Raw genomic sequence first — 22,500 nt, 5'->3', positions numbered from 1 at the left:
TGAAGCGAGACCGGAAGGACTCGTGGAGCGCTTAGAAGTGAGAATGCCGGTATGAGTAGCGAAAGAGGGGTGAGAATCCCCTCCACCGAATGCCTAAGGTTTCCTGAGGAAGGCTCGTCCGCTCAGGGTTAGTCGGGACCTAAGCCGAGGCCGAAAGGCGTAGGCGATGGACAACAGGTTGATATTCCTGTACCACCTCCTCACCATTTGAGCAATGGGGGGACGCAGGAGGATAGGGTAAGCGCGGTATTGGATATCCGCGTCCAAGCAGTTAGGCTGGGAAATAGGCAAATCCGTTTCCCATAAGGCTGAGCTGTGATGGCGAGCGAAATATAGTAGCGAAGTTCCTGATTCCACACTGCCAAGAAAAGCCTCTAGCGAGGTGAGAGGTGCCCGTACCGCAAACCGACACAGGTAGGCGAGGAGAGAATCCTAAGGTGATCGAGAGAACTCTCGTTAAGGAACTCGGCAAAATGACCCCGTAACTTCGGGAGAAGGGGTGCTCTGTTAGGGTGCAAGCCCGAGAGAGCCGCAGTGAATAGGCCCAGGCGACTGTTTAGCAAAAACACAGGTCTCTGCGAAGCCGTAAGGCGAAGTATAGGGGCTGACGCCTGCCCGGTGCTGGAAGGTTAAGAGGAGCGCTTAGCGTAAGCGAAGGTGCGAATTGAAGCCCCAGTAAACGGCGGCCGTAACTATAACGGTCCTAAGGTAGCGAAATTCCTTGTCGGGTAAGTTCCGACCCGCACGAAAGGCGCAACGATCTGGGCACTGTCTCAACGAGAGACTCGGTGAAATTATAGTACCTGTGAAGATGCAGGTTACCCGCGACAGGACGGAAAGACCCCGTGGAGCTTTACTGCAGCCTGATATTGAATGTTGGTACAGCTTGTACAGGATAGGTAGGAGCCTTGGAAACCGGAGCGCCAGCTTCGGTGGAGGCATCGGTGGGATACTACCCTGGCTGTATTGACCTTCTAACCCGCCGCCCTTATCGGGCGGGGAGACAGTGTCAGGTGGGCAGTTTGACTGGGGCGGTCGCCTCCTAAAAGGTAACGGAGGCGCCCAAAGGTTCCCTCAGAATGGTTGGAAATCATTCGCAGAGTGTAAAGGCACAAGGGAGCTTGACTGCGAGACCTACAAGTCGAGCAGGGACGAAAGTCGGGCTTAGTGATCCGGTGGTTCCGCATGGAAGGGCCATCGCTCAACGGATAAAAGCTACCCCGGGGATAACAGGCTTATCTCCCCCAAGAGTCCACATCGACGGGGAGGTTTGGCACCTCGATGTCGGCTCATCGCATCCTGGGGCTGTAGTCGGTCCCAAGGGTTGGGCTGTTCGCCCATTAAAGCGGTACGCGAGCTGGGTTCAGAACGTCGTGAGACAGTTCGGTCCCTATCCGTCGCGGGCGCAGGAAATTTGAGAGGAGCTGTCCTTAGTACGAGAGGACCGGGATGGACGCACCGCTGGTGTACCAGTTGTTCTGCCAAGGGCATCGCTGGGTAGCTATGTGCGGACGGGATAAGTGCTGAAAGCATCTAAGCATGAAGCCCCCCTCAAGATGAGATTTCCCATTCCGCAAGGAAGTAAGATCCCTGAAAGATGATCAGGTTGATAGGTCTGAGGTGGAAGTGTGGCGACACATGGAGCTGACAGATACTAATCGATCGAGGACTTAACCTAAATGTTTGTGAATCGTCTGACCGTTATCTAGTTTTGAGAGAACACCTCTCAGAAAGCCAAAGGCAAGGAAACTCGGCTAAAGGCCCTCACATCCTGTGAGGAACGCCCAGTACCTTCGTCCTGAAGGCAATAGTTTGGTGGCGATAGCGAAGAGGTCACACCCGTTCCCATGCCGAACACGGAAGTTAAGCTCTTCAGCGCCGATGGTAGTTGGGGGCTTCCCCCTGTGAGAGTAGGACGCCGCCAAGCACGTAAAAAGACCAGCTTATATAAGCTGGTCTTTTTTGTTGTTTTCCTTTTTTTGAAGAAGCAGTTCAGCGATATAATAGGGGAACTTTGACTCGACTATATGTAAAAACTGCTGGATGATGACATAATCATCGCTAGCACTTTGAAGAAGAAGGTCATACCACCATTCAGTTTCATACCTGGCAATCATGCTTAAATTGTACGCAACCAAGTAATGCGCCAATATTTCCGGGAGCTTTAAAAAGTGATCCCGTTCAGCCGGGAAATAATATCCGTCTTGCTCCAAATCATAAAGCAACGTGGTCGAAGTACTGGGGCGGCATTCTTTATGAGCGGCAGAAAAAACGATTCCCTCTTTTTCCTCACGGCAGAAAGACCAGTTTAAATGGTATTCGATATGTTCGATGAAACGCTTTGATGACATATTGTAAGCATTGGGTGTCTCGCCAGGCAGCTCAATTAGCCGGTCTTCGACGGCTGCTTTTACAATCGGATTTGGTTTTCTTTGAAATGCCAGCACTTTATTGATCTCCGGAATTTTCGCCAAAAGCTGTTTCATATTGAATCGTTCATCTTCCAATCCGGATAATTGGAAAAGGGATCTGATCACGTGCATACATAGGCCGTTCCTTTGGATTTTCACTTCATCTTCATAAAAGCGGTAATTTTGTTTTTTTCGTTTTCTTGTGGTCACGCCATGAGCAAGCACTGAAGTATGGCTGGGATAGGAAGGATCTGTCGTTAACAGGCAGGCTTTCAATAGCTGTGCCATGCCGTAAAATAATAAAATGGGTTTTATTTCTAACGTAGCGATTTTGGCTTGCTTGTAAAAAGCTTCTGCATGCTTAAGAAAAAAAATAAACCGCTCTCCGTTTTTATAAGAGTTTTTTTTGGCATCTTCCATTCCTTGATTTTTATATACCATTTCAAGAAAATGCTGGGCTGTTTCGACCGAATAAAACAGCTTTAAATCCTTCCATCCTTTATCTTGCATGTACTCCACTTCCCTTATGGTTATTTTCTAAAAATTACAACTGTTTCCCGCTTTCTTGACAGTGGGTATTCAAGTTGATAATCTACATATAATATTTTGCCGAAAAGAGGGGGATTTACTAATGTGGGAAAGCAAATTTTCGAAAGAAGGCTTAACATTTGATGATGTATTGCTCGTTCCGGCTAAATCGGAGGTACTTCCGCGCGACGTGGATTTATCGGTTGAGCTTACACCGTCCCTTAAGCTGAATGTTCCAATTATTAGTGCAGGCATGGATACAGTGACAGAAGCTCAAATGGCCATCGCGATGGCACGGCAGGGCGGATTGGGCATTATCCACAAAAACATGTCGATTGAACAGCAGGCTGAGCAGGTTGACAAAGTCAAACGTTCAGAGCGGGGCGTCATTACAAATCCGTTTTTCCTGACGCCAGAGCACCAAGTTTTTGATGCAGAACATTTGATGGGCAAATACAGAATTTCCGGTGTTCCGATTGTTGACAATGAAGAGGATCAGAAGCTGGTTGGAATTATCACAAACCGTGATCTGCGATTTATTTCTGATTACTCCATGAAAATCAGCGATGTTATGACAAAAGAAGAGCTTGTTACGGCTCCTGTTGGTACAACCCTGGATGAAGCGGAAAAAATTCTTCAAAAATACAAGATCGAAAAACTCCCTCTTTTAGATGATCAAGGTGTTTTAAAAGGGCTTATTACGATTAAAGACATTGAAAAAGTAATCGAATTCCCGAATTCAGCGAAAGATGTTCACGGCCGCCTATTGGTTGGAGCAGCGGTTGGTGTAACAGGCGACACAATGACACGCGTCAGAAAGCTTGTGGAAGCCAATGTCGATGTGATCGTCGTTGATACCGCGCACGGCCATTCACAAGGTGTCTTGGATACCGTTAAGAAAATCCGCGACACTTATCCTGAATTAAATATCATTGCTGGCAACGTCGCAACTGCCGAAGGAACAAAAGCGCTTATCGAAGCCGGAGCAAATGTAGTTAAAGTCGGTATCGGACCGGGTTCTATTTGTACAACCCGCGTAGTGGCCGGTGTCGGTGTTCCGCAAGTGACAGCGATTTACGATTGTGCGACTGAAGCAAGAAAACACGGTGCGGCGATTATTGCAGACGGCGGCATCAAGTTTTCCGGAGATATCGTCAAAGCCTTGGCTGCCGGCGGACATGCCGTCATGCTTGGAAGCCTTCTTGCCGGAACATCCGAAAGCCCAGGCGAGACTGAAATCTACCAAGGCAGACGCTTTAAAGTTTATCGCGGTATGGGTTCAGTGGCGGCAATGGAAAAAGGAAGCAAAGACCGCTACTTCCAAGAGGAAAACAAAAAATTCGTTCCGGAAGGCATTGAGGGCCGTACGCCTTATAAAGGTCCGGTTGCTGACACAGTTTATCAGCTTGTCGGCGGTTTGAAATCCGGCATGGGGTACTGCGGAACAAAAGATTTGCACGCACTGAGGGAAGATGCGCAGTTCATCCGCATGACAGGCGCAGGCCTGCGGGAAAGCCATCCTCACGATGTACAAATTACCAAAGAATCGCCTAACTATACCATTTCCTAATCAAATATGACAAAAATTAAACCGTAGACAGAGTAATACTCTGTCTATTTTTTTTTGCTTCCTTATGATAAAATTTATAATGTTGTGTTTGAAAAATGTCTTAAAAGGCTTTGATATAGATTATTAGTCTGATGAAAAGCGGAGGTATCACGATTTGAAAAGCAAGAGAATAAAGCAGCTGATCATGTTGATCGTTGCTTTTGCCGTGACTGTAGGTGCATTTTCTCCTATGTCGACAGCAAAAGCCGCAAATGATCCAATTAATGTAGACGCGAAAGCAGCAATCTTGGTGGAAGCTTCATCGGGGAAAATTTTGTACAGCAAAAATGCCGATCAGCGTCTTCCTGTTGCCAGCATGGCCAAAATGATGACGGAGTATCTTCTGTTGGAAGCGATTCACGAAGGCAAAGTGAAATGGGATCAGAAGTACACGCCTGACGATTATGTATACGAGATTTCCCAAGATCGTTCATTATCGAATGTTCCTCTTCGTAAAGACGGATCATACACTGTAAAAGAGCTTTATCAGGCGACTGCAATTTACTCTGCAAACGCGGCGGCTATTGCACTTTCTGAAATCGTTGCCGGTTCTGAATCAAAGTTCGTAGAGTTAATGAATAAAAAAGCCAAAGAGCTTGGAATGAAAGATTTCAAATTTGTGAATGCTACAGGTTTGGAAAACAAGGATCTTCACGGCAAACATCCGAGCGGAACAAATGCCAATGAAGAAAATGAAGTATCTGCGAGAGACATGGCGCTCCTTGCCGATCATTTAGTAAGCGATTATCCTGAAATCCTCGATACGGCGAGCATTGCCAAAACGAAGTTCAGAAAAGGCACAGACGATGAAATGGACATGCCGAACTGGAACTTTATGCTGAAAGGCCTAGTTCAGGAATATAAAGGTGTGGACGGGCTGAAAACCGGCTCAACGGACTCTGCCGGATCATGCTTTACGGCTACTGCCGAAAGAAACGGCATGAGAGTGATTTCCGTCGTTATGAATGCGAAAGGCGACCTTCATACGGGACGATTTAAAGAAACGAAAAAAATGCTTGATTATGCATTTGATAACTTCACGATGAAAGAGTTTTACGCAAAAGGCGCACAAGTGAAAGGCAACGAAACGGTCACAGTCGACAAAGGGAAAGAAACTGAAGTCGGCGTCGTAACGGAAAAAGCCTTTTCAATGCCTGTGAAGAACGGTGAAGAAAAGAATTACAAGGCGAAAGTGACGCTGAACAAAGACGAGCTGACCGCACCTGTTAAAAAAGGTGAAAAAGTCGGTACCTTGACGGCCTCCTATAAGGGAGAAGAAAAGGACTACGGATTTCTCGGCAGCGATGTATCAGGTGTAAACCTCGTGACAAAAGAAGATGATGAGAAAGCAAACTGGTTTATTTTAACGATGAGAAGCATCGGCGGCTTTTTTGCCGGTATTTGGAACAGCATTGTTGAAATGGTAACCGGCTGGTTTTAATCAATAAAGGGCTCTATCTGATAGGGCTCTTTATTGTCATATTCAGATAGAATTACCATTTACAATCCTAACAATTTGTTATTAAAATAGAAATAATCTTCGTGTTTTTCATATGATTTTGTGGAATTATAGGATACAATAGGATTAAATCTGACAATTCAATCTTTGATTAGGGGGATCCTTGAAATGGCTCAAACAGGTACTGATCGCGTAAAACGCGGTATGGCAGAAATGCAGAAAGGCGGCGTCATTATGGACGTTGTCAATGCCGAACAAGCAAAAATCGCAGAAGAAGCAGGAGCCGTCGCAGTCATGGCGCTGGAGCGCGTTCCGGCTGATATCCGTGCGGCAGGTGGAGTTGCCCGCATGGCAGATCCGACAATTGTCGAAGAAGTGATGAACGCTGTTTCAATCCCGGTTATGGCGAAAGCCCGCATCGGGCATATCGTTGAAGCGCGTGTTCTTGAAGCGCTCGGCGTTGACTATATTGATGAAAGTGAAGTTTTGACTCCTGCGGATGAAGAATTTCATTTAAATAAAAACGAATTTACCGTTCCATTTGTATGCGGATGCCGCGACCTCGGAGAAGCGACGCGCCGGATCGCAGAAGGAGCTTCAATGCTTCGTACGAAAGGCGAACCTGGTACGGGCAATATTGTGGAAGCTGTCCGCCATATGAGAAAGGTGAATGCTCAAGTGCGCAAAGTAGTCGGCATGAGCGATGACGAACTGATGACAGAAGCGAAAAACCTCGGCGCTCCGTATGAGCTGTTGAAGGAAATTAAAGCCGAAGGACGCCTTCCTGTTGTAAACTTTGCTGCCGGCGGTGTGGCAACACCTGCTGATGCTGCTTTAATGATGCAGCTTGGCGCTGACGGCGTATTCGTAGGGTCCGGTATTTTTAAATCCGACAACCCTGCTAAATTCGCGAAAGCAATCGTTGAAGCGACGACGCATTACACGGATTACAAACTGATTGCCGAGCTTTCAAAAGAGCTTGGAACTGCGATGAAAGGGATTGAAATCTCAAATCTGCTGCCAGAACAGCGTATGCAAGAGCGCGGCTGGTAAACACGAAGGAGACGGATTGACATGCTGACAATTGGTGTACTTGGACTTCAGGGAGCAGTAAGAGAACATATTCGCTCAATTGAAGCATGCGGAGCAGCCGGAAAAGTCATTAAGTGGCCGGAAGAGTTAAAGGAAATCGACGGTTTGATTTTGCCGGGAGGGGAAAGCACGACGATGAGGCGCCTCATCGATACGTATCAGTTTATGAAGCCCCTTCAGGAGTTTGCCGCATCCGGAAAGCCGGTATTTGGAACTTGTGCTGGGCTGATTATCCTGGCGAAGAATATCGCCGGAGCGAATGATGCCCATCTTGGTGTTCTGGATGTAACCGTCGAACGAAATTCCTTTGGAAGACAAGTGGACAGCTTTGAAGCGGATTTAACCGTTAAAGGACTTGACGAACCGTTTACAGGCGTATTTATCCGCGCTCCGCACATTTTGGAAGCGGGCGCAGATGTGGAAGTGCTTTCGGAGCACAACGGTAGAATCGTCGCTGCCAAACAAGGAAATCTGCTCGGCTGTTCTTTCCACCCTGAGCTGACGGATGACCATAGAATGACGAAATTATTTGTCGAGATGGCCGAAAAGCATAAACAGGAAGCCGTCGTATAAAACGGTTGAAAGCTGTTAAAACTTGTAGTACATTTATAAGACAATATAGATCGAAAAGCGTTGATAGGAAGCAGTAGGAAGCCTCTCTTTCCAAGAGAGCCGATGGTTGGTGCGAATCGGCGAAAGATGCTGTCCGAATCCATCCTTGAGCGAAATGCTGAACAGTCAAAGTAGGCATTTACGGGAGAACCGTTATCAAAATGAAGCGGAAAACAGGAGGAAGACGCCTGTTTTCAATCAGGGTGGCAACGCGAGAGCTCTCGTCCCTTATATTTAGGGGACAAGGGCTCTTTTTTTCGGTCAAATCAGTATAAAAGGAGCGAGGCAGATGCTTGATATCAAACTGCTGCGGGCAAATTTGGAGGAAATCAAACAAAAGCTTGCCCACAGAGGAGAAGATTTATCAGATTTTGATCAATTTGAGGAATTGGATACAAAGAGAAGAGAATTGATCGTCAAAGTGGAAGAGCTGAAAGGAAAGCGCAATGAGGTATCTCAGCAGGTTGCCGCTTTAAAGCGCGAGAAAAAAGATGCTGACCACTTCATTAAAGAAATGCGCGAAGTCGGTGAAGACATTAAAAAACTTGATGAAGAGCTGAGAACGGTCGAATCTTCACTTGATAAAATCATGCTGTCTATCCCGAATATCCCCCATGAGTCTGTTCCGGTCGGTGAGACTGAAGACGACAACGTGGAAGTTCGCAAATGGGGCGAACTCCCCGGATTTTCATTTGAGCCGAAGCCTCATTGGGATATTGCCGATCAGTTGGATATTCTTGATTTTGAGCGGGCAGGCAAGGTTACGGGAAGCCGTTTCGTTTTCTATAAAGGGCTAGGCGCCAGACTTGAACGGGCATTGTATAACTTTATGCTTGATCTTCACGTAGACGAGTACGGCTATACGGAAGTCATCCCGCCGTACATGGTGAACCGCGCAAGCATGACAGGCACCGGACAGCTGCCGAAATTTGAGGAAGATGCCTTTAAAATCAGGGAAGAAGATTATTTCTTAATTCCGACGGCAGAAGTGCCAATTACGAACCTGCATCGCGATGAAATTTTGTCAGCTGCCGAGTTGCCGATCAATTATGCGGCGTTCAGTGCGTGCTTCCGTTCAGAAGCAGGCTCAGCTGGCCGTGATACGCGCGGTTTGATTCGCCAGCACCAATTTAACAAGGTTGAACTGGTGAAATTCGTGAAGCCTGAGGATTCATATGAAGAGCTTGAAAAGCTGACAAATCAAGCGGAGAAAGTTCTTCAGCTGCTTGAGCTTCCTTATCGTGTGATGAGCATGTGTACGGGCGATCTAGGATTTACCGCTGCGAAAAAATACGATATCGAAGTATGGATTCCAAGCCAAAACACATATCGTGAAATTTCATCTTGCAGTAACTTCGAAGCTTTCCAGGCGAGACGGGCGAATATCAGATTCAGAAGGGAAGCAAAAGGAAAGCCTGAGCATGTCCATACGTTAAACGGCTCCGGCTTGGCTGTCGGCAGAACGGTTGCCGCATTATTGGAAAATTACCAGCAGGAGGACGGGAGCGTCATCATTCCTAAAGCGCTTCGTCCATACATGGGGAACAGAGATGTTATTCAACCATAAAAAGTGCGCGCCAAGAGGCGCGCTTTTTTTTATGCGAGAGACCAGACGGCGGCTACATTTCGGGCACAGCGCGTAAGATTTGAACTTCCATCGGCAAGGGCGTTTTCCAAGGAGCTGATCCCTGGCACAATCGAAAAGAGAGCGGAAATGCCGATATCATAAACAAGCTCGCAGCCTTCACCGAGCGATCCGGCAAATGCAATAACGGGAATATTCTCGCTGCAGGCGCGTTTTGCGACGCCGGCTGGCGTTTTTCCGCTGACTGTTTGGCCGTCTATTTTTCCCTCACCCGTAATGACAAGATCGGCTCCTTTAATATGTTCGGAAAAAGACAAAGTATCTAAAACAATGTCAACTCCGCTTTTTAATTCCGCTTTTAAAAAGGCACAGAGGCCTGCTCCTAATCCTCCGGCCGCTCCTGCTCCCGGAATTGAATCGATTTCGCACCCCAGCTCTGCTTTGACTGCAGCAGCATAATGTTTTAAGTTTTGATCCAAAAGAGCAGTCATTTCACTGTTCGCCCCTTTTTGCGGCCCAAATACGGCGGAGGCTCCGCGAGGTCCCGTAAGAGGATTATCGACATCACAGGCGGCTTCAAAGTGGATATGCTTTAACTGAGGATTGAGGCCGCTCACATCGATCTTGGCAATCTCAGCTAATGCACCGCCCCCATTTTCAATCTCTTCTCCATTGCGGTTTAGAAACTTCACACCCAGTGCTGCAGCCATTCCCGCTCCGCCGTCATTTGTCGCACTTCCGCCGAGTCCGATGATGATGTTGGACACCCCTTTTTTCGCAGCATTGAGAATCAGTTCTCCGGTTCCTCTCGTTGTCGTTAACAGGGGATTCCGCTGTTCAGGGGGCACGAGGTGAAGGCCTGACGCTTCAGCCATTTCGATGACAGCCGTTTTTCCGTCGCCAAGCAGGCCGTAAGCCGCCTTTACCGGCTTCCCGAGAGGGCCTGTGACTGTTTGCTGTACGATGTCTCCTCCGGTGGCGTCAATCAGAGCTTGAACGGTTCCTTCGCCTCCATCAGCAACCGGAATGTTGACGTATTCGGCGTCAGGCAGAACCGCTTTAAAGCCTTTTTCAATGCTTTTAGCCGCCTCAAGCGATGTCATGCTTTCTTTAAATGAATCAGGTGCGATTACGATTTTCATGGTACCTGCTCCTTTTTAAATAAAGAATTGAAAAATTCCAAAAATCAAAGTTGAGATAATGGTTAGGATTAAGCCGATGACTGACTCATATGGAATCAGCTTTAACCGTTCTTTCATGGACATGAAGACGCTGCCTCCCGTCGTATGAAAAAAGCTTCCGTGAGGCAGGTGATCGAGCACCGTTGCTCCGGCGTGAATCATTGCCGCACCTGCGAGGCCGGCGACGCCAAGATCAAGCAATGTCGGGCCGAATACGCTGCTGGCGACAGCTGTGCCGGCGGTTGTTGAGGCGGTTGCCATCGACATCAGCATGCCGGAAATGGGAGCTAAGAGAAACGACGGCAGACCCAAGCCGACAAGGGTGTCGGTAATGAAAGAATTGAGTTGGGAGTTGGCGATGATTCCCGCAAGCGTTCCAGTCCCGATCAGCATCACGGCAACACCTGACATCTTCGACAATCCTGAAGCGGCAAAATCCTTCAGTTTGCCCGCTTGTCCCGATGCAATCGCAGTGACGAGGCCTCCCGCCGGCAAAGCGATAATTGGATCAATCGTAATACCTGCCACGGGCCTTAAGGCGAGCAACAGGATGGAGACCATCGGACCGCTGATCGCCGCCCAAAATGCCGGCAGTTGTTGAGTCGTTTGGGTTTCAATCTCATTTGCAGCTACTCCTGTTCCTTTATTTGAAAGGCGTTTTGCTAGTAAATAAGTGGCGCCCAGTCCAAATATAGCGGGGATGATCCCGGCGGCCATCACGGATGTCAAAGGGATGTGAAAGGCATCTGAAGCAGCAATGGCATTAGGGTTTGGCGACATAATATTGCCCGCTTTTCCTCCGCCGATCATCGCCAACAGAATGGCCGCTTTGCTGATAAAGGTCCGCCTTGCAATCGCAAGGGCGATCGGTGCGACTGTGATGACGGCGACATCGACGAATACGCCGACCGTTGTTAAGATGGCTGTCGCCAATGTTAAAGCAAGCAGCGCTCTTTTTTCTCCAATTTTATTGACAATGGTTTCTGCAATCACCGCTGCGGAGCCGGATTGAATCAGAACGCCGGCGAGCACCCCTGCTGCCAAGATGCGGAGTACAGCAGGAATCATGTTTTTAGCACCCGCTATCATCAAATCCGTCGTCTCTATTAAATCTGCGCCGCCGATTAAGCCTCCGGCCAATGCGCCGATCATCATGCCGTAAGCCGGCGGGACTTTTTTCAGAATGAGAAAGATTGATATGGCTAATGCGCATAAGGCGCCTATTGCATTGATTTGAATATCCATCTGCATACCCTCCCTTACGTCCCATTGTAAACGCTTTCTGTACAAGGGAGAATTGGTCAGGTATACGGATTTCGTTCCTTTGTCCTATATTAAAATTGTTCATTTGCACAAAATGGTGAAAAAAGCGTAATGGCTGTATACAGTTTGAATAGGTCGTCAAATCGTTTTGGATTGCATCCTGTCGCTATTTCAACCTTTCTCAGCCGGTAGTTTAATGTATTGCGGTGAATAAAGAGTCTTGATGAAGTTTCCCCAATTTCGCCATTTTCTTCTATATAGCAGAGGAGGGTATGGATTAATTCGCCCTTTTGATCTGCTTGGGAAAGGCGGTCCCAGATGTTTTGAAAATGAATCTCCTGATCCGGACGCTCTATTTTTGATAACAGAACGGGGATCGCAAACTCTCGATAATCGTATAAACTAGAGCTGTTTTTAGCAATCTTGAGCGTTTGTTTTGCACTTTGATAGGAGAATGGCAGCTGCTCAAGCTGATCCGCCTGCTCGCCAAGCGCGCCTCTGACCGTTTTCCATTGGCTGAGCCAGCCGTTCCAAGATGAAAAGAGATCAGCCCTGCTTTTAGCGGGAGCGCCTGCCAGAATAACTGTGATCTCTTTTAAAGAAATATTGGCGTACAAATCTTTCGCGGTTAAATGTTTTTCAAGTTTTTTAATAAATGCCGGCTTCATATCAGCGGATGGCAGCTCAAACACAAGACAAGTACGCTGGCCTTCTAGCGGTATATTCAATCGCTCCGCACGTTCAAGGAAGTCAAGGGATGCTAGGTCGGCCCCCTGAATCATTTGGATGACCGTTTCTTCCCGGAGCCTTTGATCCCATGTCAGCTGTTTTGTTAAAAATGCCTGTTCGACAGTCAGCTCTGCTGCCATTTTAACAAGTTCACCATATCGGCTGACTTCAGAAGGCGGCCCCGTGATTCCAATAACGCCGATTATTTCATCATGAAATACGATGGGAAGGTTTACGCCGGGCTTTGTTCCCGTTAAAGCCGAGCATTCTTCAGGCGTGATGCTGATAACCCTTTCAGCTGCAAGTGCGTCCTTCGCTCCGGCGTGTTCATCACCAATTCTCGAGCGGTCTCCTGAGGCGATGATAACCCCGTTTTCATCCATCATATTAATGTTGTGCCGAATAATCGACATGGTCCTGTCGACAATTTCCTCCGCCAATTCTTTTGATAGATAATTCATTTCATCATGCTCCTGCCTAAGATCTTGTTTTAAATGGTGATTGTTCCCTCGATCCAGCCTTTCATGAATGGTTTTAAAGAAGATGCGGCCCATATTCGGCTGTCGTCTATATGATTCCAAACATAAATATCATTTTTCTGTATAGAGCCGTTAAAAATCGAATAAGCAAATAAATCGCCATTGCCCGCACCTGCTATAAATAACAGACAATCGAACGGCTTAAAACAGTCAGTGCTTCTCATGTCTAGATTCTCTTCTATCATTCTGTATGCAGGCCAAATGAGATGATCCCCGAATGTATCATTAATGCCGTCTGTCGTTTTTAAAAGGCTGACCAGTTCATCTGGAAAAGAGACGCCGAGGAGTTCTTCTGCTTTCTGAAGCTCCTCTGTTTCAATAGGTCTGTTCAGCGTGTAATCTTGAGGCAAACGTTCTATAAAATGTTTCCACAATGCTATCACCCTTTGCGTTTATCATTATTTTTGCATATAATGAGAAGCGTGAACAATAAAATAAATTTATTATGAAAAAATCCCTTGACTTAAAAAGATAGGACATGTTATATTAATTCTTGTCGATACGGAGGAATACCCAAGTCTGGCTGAAGGGATCGGTCTTGAAAACCGACAGGGGTGTCAAAGCCCGCGGGGGTTCGAATCCCTCTTCCTCCGCCATTATTGATTTGCATTTTAGTGATTGACTAAGCATAAATTGGAGATTGTGTTGCCGCTGCCTGGATAGGGCAGCGGTTTTTTTTATATGCACAAGCAAAAAAAGAGCGGCTCTTCATGGGAATCCGCTCTTTTTGCTTGTTTATCTTTGAATAGCTTCACTGATTTTTTCAATGATTGGATCGAGGGAGGCAGAGTTGTTGAACAGATCGTATTCATCAATATTGACTCTGACAACCGGACAGGCGTTAAAGCCGCTGATCCAGTTTTCGTACCTTGTGTACATTTCCTCCCAATACGATCTGTCGGTTAACATTTCCATTTCTCGTCCGCGTTTTTTGATGCGGTCGAGAATCGATTCCAAATCGCCCTCCAAATAGACTAAAACGTCGGGGCGGGGGAAGTAAGGCGTCATGACCATCGCTTCAAACAGGCTTGTATACGTCTTATAATCGACTTTTGACATTGTGCCTTTATCGGCGTGCATTTTGGCGAAAATGCCTGTATCTTCATAAATTGAACGGTCTTGAACAAATCCGCCGCCCGATTCGTAAATGTATTTTTGCTCTTTGAAGCGTTCCGCTAAGAAGAAAATTTGCAGGTGAAAGCTCCAGCGTTCAAAGTCTTGGTAAAAAGCCTCCAAATAAGGGTTGTTCACAACCTCTTCAAGAGAAGTTTTAAATCCGAGTCTTTTTGCAAGCTCTTTTGTCAATGTGGATTTCCCCACTCCTACCGTTCCGGCAACAGTAATGATAGCATCTTTCGGAATAGCATATACACTCATTCTATATACTCCTTTACTTGATCGGCAATTCGATTGAAAACGGCTTCGGAGATCACGAAGTCTTCCTGATCTCCGTTAATTTCAATAACGGGTATTGGCGGATCGGATTCTTTAAATTGCTTAATGGCAGCATCATAATCATTGATGAGCTGTTCCAGATATTGCTTGTCCATTTCCTGTTCAAACGGCCGTCCGCGTTTTTTGATCCGTTCCAATAACGTCGGAAGGCTTGCTTTTATGTAAATGATGACGTTTGGTTTCGGCAGATCTTCTGTAAGCAGATGATAAATTTTTCTGTATTTCTCAAGTTTTTTGCCTTCCAGCGTCCGTTCAGCAAAAATGAGGTTTTTATAAATATGATAGTCCGAAACAACGGGTATGTGGTGATGCAAATACTTCTTTTCGGTATCTTCAAGCTGCTTATAGCGATTGCAGAGGAAAAACATCTCAAGCTGAAAGCTCCATTCATCTTTGTCATCATAAAATTTATCAAGAAAAGGGTTTTCTTCGACGATTTCTTTAACCAAAGAGAGTGAGAGCTTTTCGGAGAGCATGCTGGCCAAGGTTGTTTTTCCCGCGCCGATGGGGCCTTCGACAGCGATGAAAGGGGCTGTGTTCATAGGTGTCCTCCTACTAAAGAAATTCATTTGTGAACCATACATATTGTATCACATCATCATCTTCTGCCATGAAAAAAACGTTCCTTTAACTTGGGAACGTTTCTTTCACAACATTAAATTGATCGGCTATCAAGAGCCAGTTTTGCGGGAAGGACAGGCCGAGCTTCCAATAGCTGATTCCCCTTAAATTCAATTCCCTAATCAGATCAAACTTTGCCTGAATCGAGCGGGCGTCTTCAAACCATACCTCATGCTGTTTGCCGGCATTGTCCGTATAGCGGAAGAAAGGAGCCTGGGCTGTTTCATCGTACTGTATCGCCGCATTGTTTTCACTCGCGATTGCAATTGCCCGCTGGGGACTGATTGCTCTGGCCAGCTGCCCGCCTGGCGTATAGGGGAGCGTCCAGTCATAACCGTACAAGTTCTGGCCCATGACGATTTTGCTGGCGGGCATTTCCGTGAGTGCGTATTCGATCACATCCCGTACGGGTCCGATCGGCGATACCGCCATCGGCGGCCCTCCGCTGTAGCCCCACTCATATGTCATCAGTACGACGAAATCGACAATCTCTCCGTGAGCCCGGTAATCATGGGCCTCATACCATTGTCCGGGCTGATCCGCTCTCGTTTTCGGCGCAAGCGCGGTTGAGATGAACCAGCCTTCCTGTTTGAAGCGGGCCCGTGCATCCCGTAAAAATTGATTATAGGCTTCTCTGTCTTCAGGCCTTAAGTATTCAAAATCAAAGTGGATGTCTTTAAAACCGTATCTTCTGGCGGCTGCAACAATGTTATCAAGCAATCTGTTTTTTACATTCTGGTCCGTCAAAATGATTCTGCCGAGTTCGTCGCTGAAAGCTTCATTTTCGAGATTGGTGACGATCATCATCATCGTAGTCCGGTGTCTGTCTGCAATTTCTTTTAAGTTGTTCAGCGGCGGTTCTTCGAGTGTGCCGTCCCGCTTCGCCTGGAAGCTGAAAGCACCCAAATAGGTCAAGTATGGCGAAGCCTCTCTTGCCGCCTGCTGCAGAGCGGGGCTGACGCTTTCTCCCCGCGGTTCGATATAAGCGTTTGTTTCAATGTTCCGTTTTGGCCGAGGGGGGATATAAAGCAGCAGCCCGACAGGCAAAATAGCGCTAACCTGAATGCGGTTGATCCTTGCCAGTTCAGCCGGAGAAATATTAAAGCGGGCTCCGATTGATGCTAATGTATCTCCTTGTCTGACCTCATAAAACTCGCCGGCGATCGGTATCACGATAGTTTGTCCGACAACAAGCCGATTCGGGTTCGGAATTTCATTCGTCGCGACAATTTCATTAACTGTTGTTCGGTAGCGATTCGCGATTTGATAAAGGGAATCGCCTCTTTTCACGACATAAATCTGAATGGGAAACGCCTCCTTTCTCATTGCTACCACTATATGAAGAAAGGAAGTGTTTCATGCTCAAGTTTCGGCGGTGATCTCTTTTGCCGTCGTAATATTGGCGAACAGAACATTTTCCATCATCGTCAACGCATATTTGTTGTCTTTTTCATTATTTGAGGCAATGCAATCGTGCGGAATCGTGATATCGTACTCCCTCATATAAGCGTCGTTTGCCGTAAATAACACGCAAATATTGCCTGCGATTCCCGTAATAATCAAATGGTCGACATGAAGTTCATTCAGCAATGTTTCAAGGGCGGTGCCGTAAAAAGCTGAGTGCTTTGGTTTGATTAAGAAATAATCGTTGTTATTCGGTGCGAGCCGGTCGATGATATATTCGCTTCTGTCGTTTTTGCATTTCTTGATAATGGCAGCAATATCCGCTTGCCAAATTCCAAAGTGGTCATTAATGTATATGATAGGCCATTTCTTTTTGGCTGCGTGTTCTTTTAATGCCAGAAGATGCTCGGTCATGTTTCTGGTCTTTTTGGAAAGAACGTCACCCATATCGAATTGAAAATCATTAATGATGTCGACTATAATGAGAGCTGAATTGGACAATGCGATTGTCTCCTTTCAGATTGCATATTCCTTTAACTATAAGTTAGCCTATTCTGTCGGGCGAAAAACATTGAAAGAGTGCATGCGGATGACACAAGACGAGTTTTATATGAAAGAAGCGATCAATGAAGCGAGAAAAGCTGAAGAAAAAGGCGAAGTGCCGATTGGCGCCGTACTGGTTCTGGATGGCGAAATTATTGCCCGCGCCCATAATTTGCGGGAAACCGAGCAAAGATCGGTTGCCCACGCAGAGATGCTCGTTATTGAAGAGGCATGCCGGAAGCTGGGAACCTGGCGGCTGGAGAGATCTGTTCTTTACGTTACCCTTGAGCCATGTCCGATGTGCGCCGGAGCGGCCGTTCTCTCCAGAATCGACAAAGTGGTGTTCGGAGCGTCTGATCCGAAAGGCGGCTGTGCGGGGACTTTGATGAATCTCCTGCAGGAAGAGAGATTCAATCATCAGGCTGAAGTCGTAAGCGGCGTAATGGAAGAAGAATGCGGCAGGATGCTAAGCGATTTTTTCAGAAAGCTCCGCGCAAAAAAGAAAGTGGAAAAGAAAAGGGAGCTGTGATGACGGAAATTTGCAATTTAGGGTGAAACAAGTTATACTAATGAGTGCGTCACATGAAGACGCAGCTTAAATAATTTGATATTTATTTTGCCGTGCTAAGCGGGGAGGTAGCGGTGCCCTGTACTCGCAATCCGCTCTAGCGAGGCCGAATCCCTTTCTCGAGGTTCGTTTACTTTAAGGTCTGCCTTAAGCAAGTGGTGTTGACGCTTGGGTCCTGCGCAATGGGAATCCATGAACCATGTCAGGTCCGGAAGGAAGCAGCATTAAGTGGAACCTTCCATGTGCCGCAGGGTTGCCTGGGCTGAGCTAACTGCTTAAGTAACGCTTAGGGTAGCGAATCGACAGAAGGTGCACGGTAAATCAATCATCAAATTAAGAACTCATCTATTTTAATATAGATGAGTTTTTTTCTTAAGAAGAGCTTTTGGATTTGAAAGCTGCTTCATGTATAATGGAAATGATGAAAACAAGAGGAGGGCGTGTTTGTGAGTTACCAGGCTTTATATAGAGTGTTCAGGCCGCAGTTGTTTGAAGATGTAGTCGGTCAGGAGCACATCACGAAAACGTTGCAAAATGCCCTTTTACAAAAGAAATTTTCGCACGCTTATCTGTTTTCCGGACCGAGGGGAACGGGAAAAACAAGCGCCGCAAAACTGTTTGCCAAAGCTGTCAACTGTGAGCACGCTCCGGTCAGTGAACCGTGCAATGAATGCTCCGCGTGCAAAGGCATTACAAACGGTTCGATTTCAGATGTAATTGAAATTGACGCCGCTTCTAACAACGGTGTAGATGAAATACGCGACATCCGCGACAAGGTGAAATTTGCCCCGTCTGCCGTCACGTATAAAGTATATATCATAGATGAAGTACATATGCTTTCTATCGGCGCATTCAACGCCCTTCTAAAAACGCTTGAAGAGCCGCCGGAACATTGTATCTTTATTCTCGCAACAACAGAGCCTCATAAAATTCCTTTAACGATTATTTCTAGATGTCAGCGATTTGATTTTAAGAGGATTACCTCACAGGCAATTGTCGGACGAATGGAAAAAATCGTCGAAGCTGAACAGTTCAAGGTGCAGGATGGCGCCTTAGACATCATCGCCAGTGCCGCCGACGGCGGCATGAGGGATGCGCTGAGCCTACTCGATCAGGCTGTATCATTCAGCGGAGATGAGCTGACGGTGGATGATGCGCTGCTGATAACAGGGGCTGTGTCACAGCACTATATTGGAAAGCTCGCCTCAACCCTCCACGAAAAAAATGTTTCCGGTGCTTTGGAAACATTGAACGAACTGCTTCAGCAGGGAAAAGACCCGGCAAAATTAATCGAGGATATGATTTTCTACTTCAGGGATATGCTTCTTTATCAAACGGCGCCTGATTTAGAAGGCGTTCTTGAAAAGGTGAAGGTGGACGAAGAGTTCCAAGCTCTATCCCGGCAAATTCCTGCACCAGACCTTTACGAAATGATCGATATATTAAATAAAAGCCATCAGGAAATGAAATGGACGAACCATCCGCGTATCTTCTTTGAAGTTGCAGTTGTGAAGCTCTGCCAGGGACCAAAAGCAGGGGCATCCGCGGCCGCCCCGCCGGAAGTGGATAATCTCGTCAACAAGGTTCGGCAGCTTGAGCAGGAGATTGAGAAGCTTAAAACACAAGGTGTACAGGTTTCTTCGGCTCCCGCCCAGCCTAAAGAAACGTCCCGTCCGCAAAAAAGCGTGAAAAGCGCATATAAAGCGCCTGTCGGCCGTATTCATGAAATATTAAAAGATGCTACAAGACCGGACCTCGAAAAATTGAAGGGCTGCTGGGGACAATTGCTTGCCCAGCTTAAACAGCAGAATAAAGTATCGCATGCTGCCCTTTTAAATGACAGCGAGCCGGTGGCTGCATCTTCAAAAGCATTTGTCCTCGCATTCAAATACGAAATTCACTGTAAAATGGTAGCTGAAGACAATAATGGAGTCAGGACAAATCTGGAGCAAATTTTGGATGGAATGCTCGGCGGAAGGATAGATATAGTTGGCGTTCCCGAAGCCCAATGGGGTAAAATAAGAGAAGAATTTCTGCAGGATCATCAGCCGGAAGATTCTGAAGCAAATGAACCAAAAGAAGAAGATCCGCTCGTATCAGAAGCTAAAAAACTGTTCGGAGCGGAACTGATTGAAATTAAAGAATAAAAACATGAAAGAGAGTGGATTTGAGTATGCGCGGTGGAATGGGTAACATGCAGAAAATGATGAAGCAAATGCAAAAAATGCAAAAGGATATGCAAAAGGCACAGGAGGAACTGGCAGAAAAAGTACTCGAAGGTACTGCGGGCGGCGGAATGGTGACTGTTAAGGTAAACGGCCAAAAAGAAGTCATCGACGTCATCATCAAAGAGGAAGTCGTAGACCCTGAAGATGTTGAAATGCTTCAAGATCTTGTCCTTGCAGCGACAAACGATGCTTTGAAAAAAGTCGACGATGTAACAAATGAAACGATGGGTAAGTTTACAAAAGGAATGAACATGCCGGGTTTATTCTAGGAGGAAAATAAGAATGCAGTATCCTGAACCAATATCAAAGCTGATTGACAGCTTTATGAAATTGCCAGGAATCGGACCCAAGACGGCGGTCCGTCTGGCTTTTTTTGTTCTTAGTATGAAAGAAGACGTCGTGTTAGATTTTGCAAAAGCATTGGTAAACGCAAAGCGCAATTTGACATATTGCTCGGTTTGCGGACATATAACAGATCAAGATCCTTGCTATATTTGTGAAGATACGAGAAGAGACAAATCGGTCATATGTGTTGTTCAGGATCCGAAAGATGTCATTGCTATGGAGAAAATGAAGGAATACAGCGGACTGTACCATGTTTTGCATGGTGCGATTTCTCCGATGGACGGCATCGGTCCGGAAGATATTAAAATACCCGAATTGCTGAAACGGTTGCAGGATGATCAGGTGACTGAAGTCATTCTCGCGACAAACCCGAATATAGAAGGAGAAGCAACGGCCATGTACATTTCAAGGCTTTTAAAGCCGTCTGGTATCAAGCTGTCACGAATTGCCCATGGACTTCCGGTCGGAGGCGATTTGGAGTATGCAGATGAAGTCACTCTTTCTAAAGCGCTTGAAGGCAGACGTGAAATGTAGAGGGAGGAGATTGCATTACCATGGGTTTTCTTCGGAAAAAGAAGCTTAGAAAAGAATTTGATAACAAGCTGATTGAACAGCTGATCCATCAAAAGGAAGAATGGAACAGGCAAAAGCGGCTGATTGAAAACAGTCTTGAGCCTTCGCCAGAAGTTCTTTACGAATTAAAGGTTGCCGAGGCAAAGTACTTTTTTTATTTGCGGGAAGCAAAAAAAAGAAATTTAAGGATCGGCAGCTGGAAGTAGCAGGTCTATTCGCATGATTCCCATCATATGCTTGTACAAGAACGAGCGAGGAGTGATGGAATTCATGGGATCTGTTATCTTTATCGGGGCAATTGTCGCTTTGGTTGCCCTGTTGTTTTTTTCAAAAGCATCATTTAAACCTTTGCGATTAATCGGAAGAATAGCGGTTAGATTTGTAGTCGGCGCTTTGTTTTTATTCTGTGTGAATCTGTTTGGCGAGAGCGTGGGCATTCACGTGCCGATTAATATTGTAACAACCGGAGTGAGCGGATTATTGGGGGTTCCCGGTGTAGCAGCTCTTATTGTTATTAAACAATTTATCGCAATATAATTTCTTGTTGACAATTTTATTTAAAGGTGTTAAATTAGTATTCGTCGCTGATGACGAATAATTTTTTTGAAAAAAAGTTGTTGACGACATCACGATTAAATGTTAAGATATTATAGTCGCTTTGAGAGCGGCGGTGAAGTTCTTTGAAAACTAAACAAGACAAACGTACCTGTTAATTCATTAAATAAATCGCACATGCGAATGTGCGTAGTCAGGGGCCTGCACGATGCAGGTCATGCAGATGTTGTCACAGGATGTGACGAACTTAATCTGCGCTCCATTATTTCATGGAGAGTTTGATCCTGGCTCAGGACGAACGCTGGCGGCGTGCCTAATACATGCAAGTCGAGCGGACAGATGGGAGCTTGCTCCCTGATGTTAGCGGCGGACGGGTGAGTAACACGTGGGTAACCTGCCTGTAAGACTGGGATAACTCCGGGAAACCGGGGCTAATACCGGATGCTTGATTGAACCGCATGGTTCAATTATAAAAGGTGGCTTCGGCTACCACTTACAGATGGACCCGCGGCGCATTAGCTAGTTGGTGAGGTAACGGCTCACCAAGGCGACGATGCGTAGCCGACCTGAGAGGGTGATCGGCCACACTGGGACTGAGACACGGCCCAGACTCCTACGGGAGGCAGCAGTAGGGAATCTTCCGCAATGGACGAAAGTCTGACGGAGCAACGCCGCGTGAGTGATGAAGGTTTTCGGATCGTAAAACTCTGTTGTTAGGGAAGAACAAGTACCGTTCGAATAGGGCGGTACCTTGACGGTACCTAACCAGAAAGCCACGGCTAACTACGTGCCAGCAGCCGCGGTAATACGTAGGTGGCAAGCGTTGTCCGGAATTATTGGGCGTAAAGCGCGCGCAGGCGGTTTCTTAAGTCTGATGTGAAAGCCCCCGGCTCAACCGGGGAGGGTCATTGGAAACTGGGGAACTTGAGTGCAGAAGAGGAGAGTGGAATTCCACGTGTAGCGGTGAAATGCGTAGAGATGTGGAGGAACACCAGTGGCGAAGGCGACTCTCTGGTCTGTAACTGACGCTGAGGCGCGAAAGCGTGGGGAGCGAACAGGATTAGATACCCTGGTAGTCCACGCCGTAAACGATGAGTGCTAAGTGTTAGAGGGTTTCCGCCCTTTAGTGCTGCAGCAAACGCATTAAGCACTCCGCCTGGGGAGTACGGTCGCAAGACTGAAACTCAAAGGAATTGACGG

At 46.6% G+C, this 22,500-nt stretch carries 20 protein-coding genes, 1 tRNA gene, 3 rRNA genes, 1 other RNA gene and 1 other annotated feature (2 of these 26 running past the window's edge); of the genes, 16 read left to right on the top strand and 9 right to left on the bottom strand.

All coding sequences use genetic code 11. From position 1 onward, the window contains the following. Positions 1-1,678 (top strand): 23S ribosomal RNA (locus M1D90_RS22300); it begins 1,252 nt to the left of the window's first position. A 133-nt stretch (positions 1,679-1,811) separates the two neighbouring features. Further along, positions 1,812-1,927 (top strand): 5S ribosomal RNA (gene rrf / locus M1D90_RS22295). Between the two features lie 16 nt (positions 1,928-1,943). Here the strand turns inward: rrf and M1D90_RS22290 are convergent. Further along, complete coding sequence (locus M1D90_RS22290; RefSeq protein ID WP_105979414.1) at positions 1,944-2,921, bottom strand: YaaC family protein; 978 nt, start codon at positions 2,919-2,921, stop codon at positions 1,944-1,946. 121 nt (positions 2,922-3,042) lie between these two features. Here M1D90_RS22290 and guaB point away from each other — a divergent pair, with 121 nt between their 5' ends. From guaB to serS, 5 genes are all read left to right on the top strand, one after another. Then, on the top strand, positions 3,043-4,509 hold the full coding sequence (guaB, locus tag M1D90_RS22285) for an IMP dehydrogenase (RefSeq protein WP_020449769.1): 1,467 nt from the start codon (positions 3,043-3,045) through the stop codon (positions 4,507-4,509). Between the two features lie 184 nt (positions 4,510-4,693). Beyond that, positions 4,694-5,989 (top strand): D-alanyl-D-alanine carboxypeptidase, encoded by a 1,296-nt coding sequence (dacA, locus tag M1D90_RS22280; RefSeq protein WP_031305058.1) that lies wholly within the window; start codon positions 4,694-4,696, stop codon positions 5,987-5,989. A gap of 186 nt (positions 5,990-6,175) precedes the next feature. After that, positions 6,176-7,060 (top strand): pyridoxal 5'-phosphate synthase lyase subunit PdxS, encoded by an 885-nt coding sequence (pdxS, locus tag M1D90_RS22275; protein ID WP_020449771.1) that lies wholly within the window; start codon positions 6,176-6,178, stop codon positions 7,058-7,060. A 21-nt stretch (positions 7,061-7,081) separates the two neighbouring features. After that, the gene (gene pdxT, locus M1D90_RS22270) at positions 7,082-7,672 is read left to right on the top strand and encodes a pyridoxal 5'-phosphate synthase glutaminase subunit PdxT (protein ID WP_025810896.1); all 591 of its coding nucleotides are present in this window, start codon (positions 7,082-7,084) and stop codon (positions 7,670-7,672) included. Positions 7,673-7,723: 51 nt separating this feature from the next. After that, positions 7,724-7,943 (top strand) — a binding site (T-box leader). 57 nt (positions 7,944-8,000) lie between these two features. Continuing rightward, positions 8,001-9,278 carry a serine--tRNA ligase gene (gene serS / locus M1D90_RS22265; protein WP_456283051.1) on the top strand — a complete coding sequence of 426 codons (1,278 nt, stop codon included), beginning with the start codon at positions 8,001-8,003 and terminating at the stop codon, positions 9,276-9,278. Positions 9,279-9,307: 29 nt separating this feature from the next. On the opposite strand, the gene M1D90_RS22260 is transcribed toward serS, so the two are convergent. The 4 genes from M1D90_RS22260 to M1D90_RS22245 form a co-directional block, all read right to left on the bottom strand. After that, positions 9,308-10,438: a glycerate kinase gene (locus M1D90_RS22260; protein ID WP_145654498.1), complete on the bottom strand. Its 1,131-nt coding sequence runs from the start codon at positions 10,436-10,438 to the stop codon at positions 9,308-9,310. Positions 10,439-10,453: 15 nt separating this feature from the next. Continuing rightward, positions 10,454-11,722, bottom strand: a complete 1,269-nt coding sequence (locus M1D90_RS22255) for a GntP family permease (RefSeq protein ID WP_145654499.1) — start codon at positions 11,720-11,722, stop codon at positions 10,454-10,456. Between the two features lie 89 nt (positions 11,723-11,811). After that, positions 11,812-12,930: a CdaR family transcriptional regulator gene (locus tag M1D90_RS22250; RefSeq protein ID WP_025810900.1), complete on the bottom strand. Its 1,119-nt coding sequence runs from the start codon at positions 12,928-12,930 to the stop codon at positions 11,812-11,814. Positions 12,931-12,959: 29 nt separating this feature from the next. After that, positions 12,960-13,391, bottom strand: coding sequence for an SMI1/KNR4 family protein (locus M1D90_RS22245; protein WP_230588638.1), 432 nt, complete (start codon positions 13,389-13,391; stop codon positions 12,960-12,962). A 120-nt stretch (positions 13,392-13,511) separates the two neighbouring features. Here M1D90_RS22245 and M1D90_RS22240 point away from each other — a divergent pair. Next, a tRNA-Ser gene (locus M1D90_RS22240) sits at positions 13,512-13,604 on the top strand. A gap of 139 nt (positions 13,605-13,743) precedes the next feature. Here M1D90_RS22240 and M1D90_RS22235 read toward each other — a convergent pair. From M1D90_RS22235 to M1D90_RS22220, 4 genes are all read right to left on the bottom strand, one after another. Then, complete coding sequence (locus M1D90_RS22235) at positions 13,744-14,385, bottom strand: deoxynucleoside kinase (RefSeq protein WP_020449778.1); 642 nt, start codon at positions 14,383-14,385, stop codon at positions 13,744-13,746. Then, positions 14,382-15,005: a deoxynucleoside kinase gene (locus M1D90_RS22230; protein ID WP_020449779.1), complete on the bottom strand. Its 624-nt coding sequence runs from the start codon at positions 15,003-15,005 to the stop codon at positions 14,382-14,384. The genes M1D90_RS22235 and M1D90_RS22230 overlap by 4 nt, the downstream gene beginning before the upstream one ends. 85 nt (positions 15,006-15,090) lie before the next feature. Next, positions 15,091-16,410, bottom strand: coding sequence for a glycoside hydrolase family 18 protein (locus tag M1D90_RS22225; protein WP_031305057.1), 1,320 nt, complete (start codon positions 16,408-16,410; stop codon positions 15,091-15,093). Positions 16,411-16,446: 36 nt separating this feature from the next. Next, positions 16,447-16,935: a cysteine hydrolase family protein gene (locus M1D90_RS22220; protein ID WP_229128912.1), complete on the bottom strand. Its 489-nt coding sequence runs from the start codon at positions 16,933-16,935 to the stop codon at positions 16,447-16,449. A gap of 142 nt (positions 16,936-17,077) precedes the next feature. On the opposite strand from M1D90_RS22220, the gene tadA reads away from it, so the two are divergent. The 8 genes from tadA to M1D90_RS22180 form a co-directional block, all read left to right on the top strand. Continuing rightward, positions 17,078-17,560 carry a tRNA adenosine(34) deaminase TadA gene (tadA, locus tag M1D90_RS22215; RefSeq protein ID WP_145654501.1) on the top strand — a complete coding sequence of 161 codons (483 nt, stop codon included), beginning with the start codon at positions 17,078-17,080 and terminating at the stop codon, positions 17,558-17,560. 90 nt (positions 17,561-17,650) lie between these two features. Beyond that, an RNA gene (ffs, locus tag M1D90_RS22210) (signal recognition particle sRNA large type) lies at positions 17,651-17,916 on the top strand. Between the two features lie 129 nt (positions 17,917-18,045). Next, entirely contained in the window at positions 18,046-19,746 is a 1,701-nt protein-coding gene (dnaX, locus tag M1D90_RS22205) for a DNA polymerase III subunit gamma/tau (RefSeq protein WP_144497722.1), read from the top strand. Between the two features lie 26 nt (positions 19,747-19,772). After that, positions 19,773-20,096: a YbaB/EbfC family nucleoid-associated protein gene (locus M1D90_RS22200; protein ID WP_023856408.1), complete on the top strand. Its 324-nt coding sequence runs from the start codon at positions 19,773-19,775 to the stop codon at positions 20,094-20,096. Positions 20,097-20,109: 13 nt separating this feature from the next. After that, positions 20,110-20,706 carry a recombination protein RecR gene (gene recR, locus M1D90_RS22195; RefSeq protein WP_020449786.1) on the top strand — a complete coding sequence of 199 codons (597 nt, stop codon included), beginning with the start codon at positions 20,110-20,112 and terminating at the stop codon, positions 20,704-20,706. Positions 20,707-20,726: 20 nt separating this feature from the next. After that, on the top strand, positions 20,727-20,951 hold the full coding sequence (locus M1D90_RS22190) for a YaaL family protein (RefSeq protein WP_035337520.1): 225 nt from the start codon (positions 20,727-20,729) through the stop codon (positions 20,949-20,951). Positions 20,952-21,015: 64 nt separating this feature from the next. Further along, positions 21,016-21,282, top strand: a complete 267-nt coding sequence (locus M1D90_RS22185; RefSeq protein WP_003178144.1) for a pro-sigmaK processing inhibitor BofA family protein — start codon at positions 21,016-21,018, stop codon at positions 21,280-21,282. Positions 21,283-21,566: 284 nt separating this feature from the next. Then, a 16S ribosomal RNA gene (locus M1D90_RS22180) occupies positions 21,567-22,500 on the top strand; it runs 615 nt beyond the window's last position.

The sequence above is a fragment of the Bacillus sp. JZ34 genome, assembly GCF_053903205.1.
Note: the sequence above shows the minus strand (reverse complement) of the source record. Positions and strands in the feature narration are given on the sequence as shown.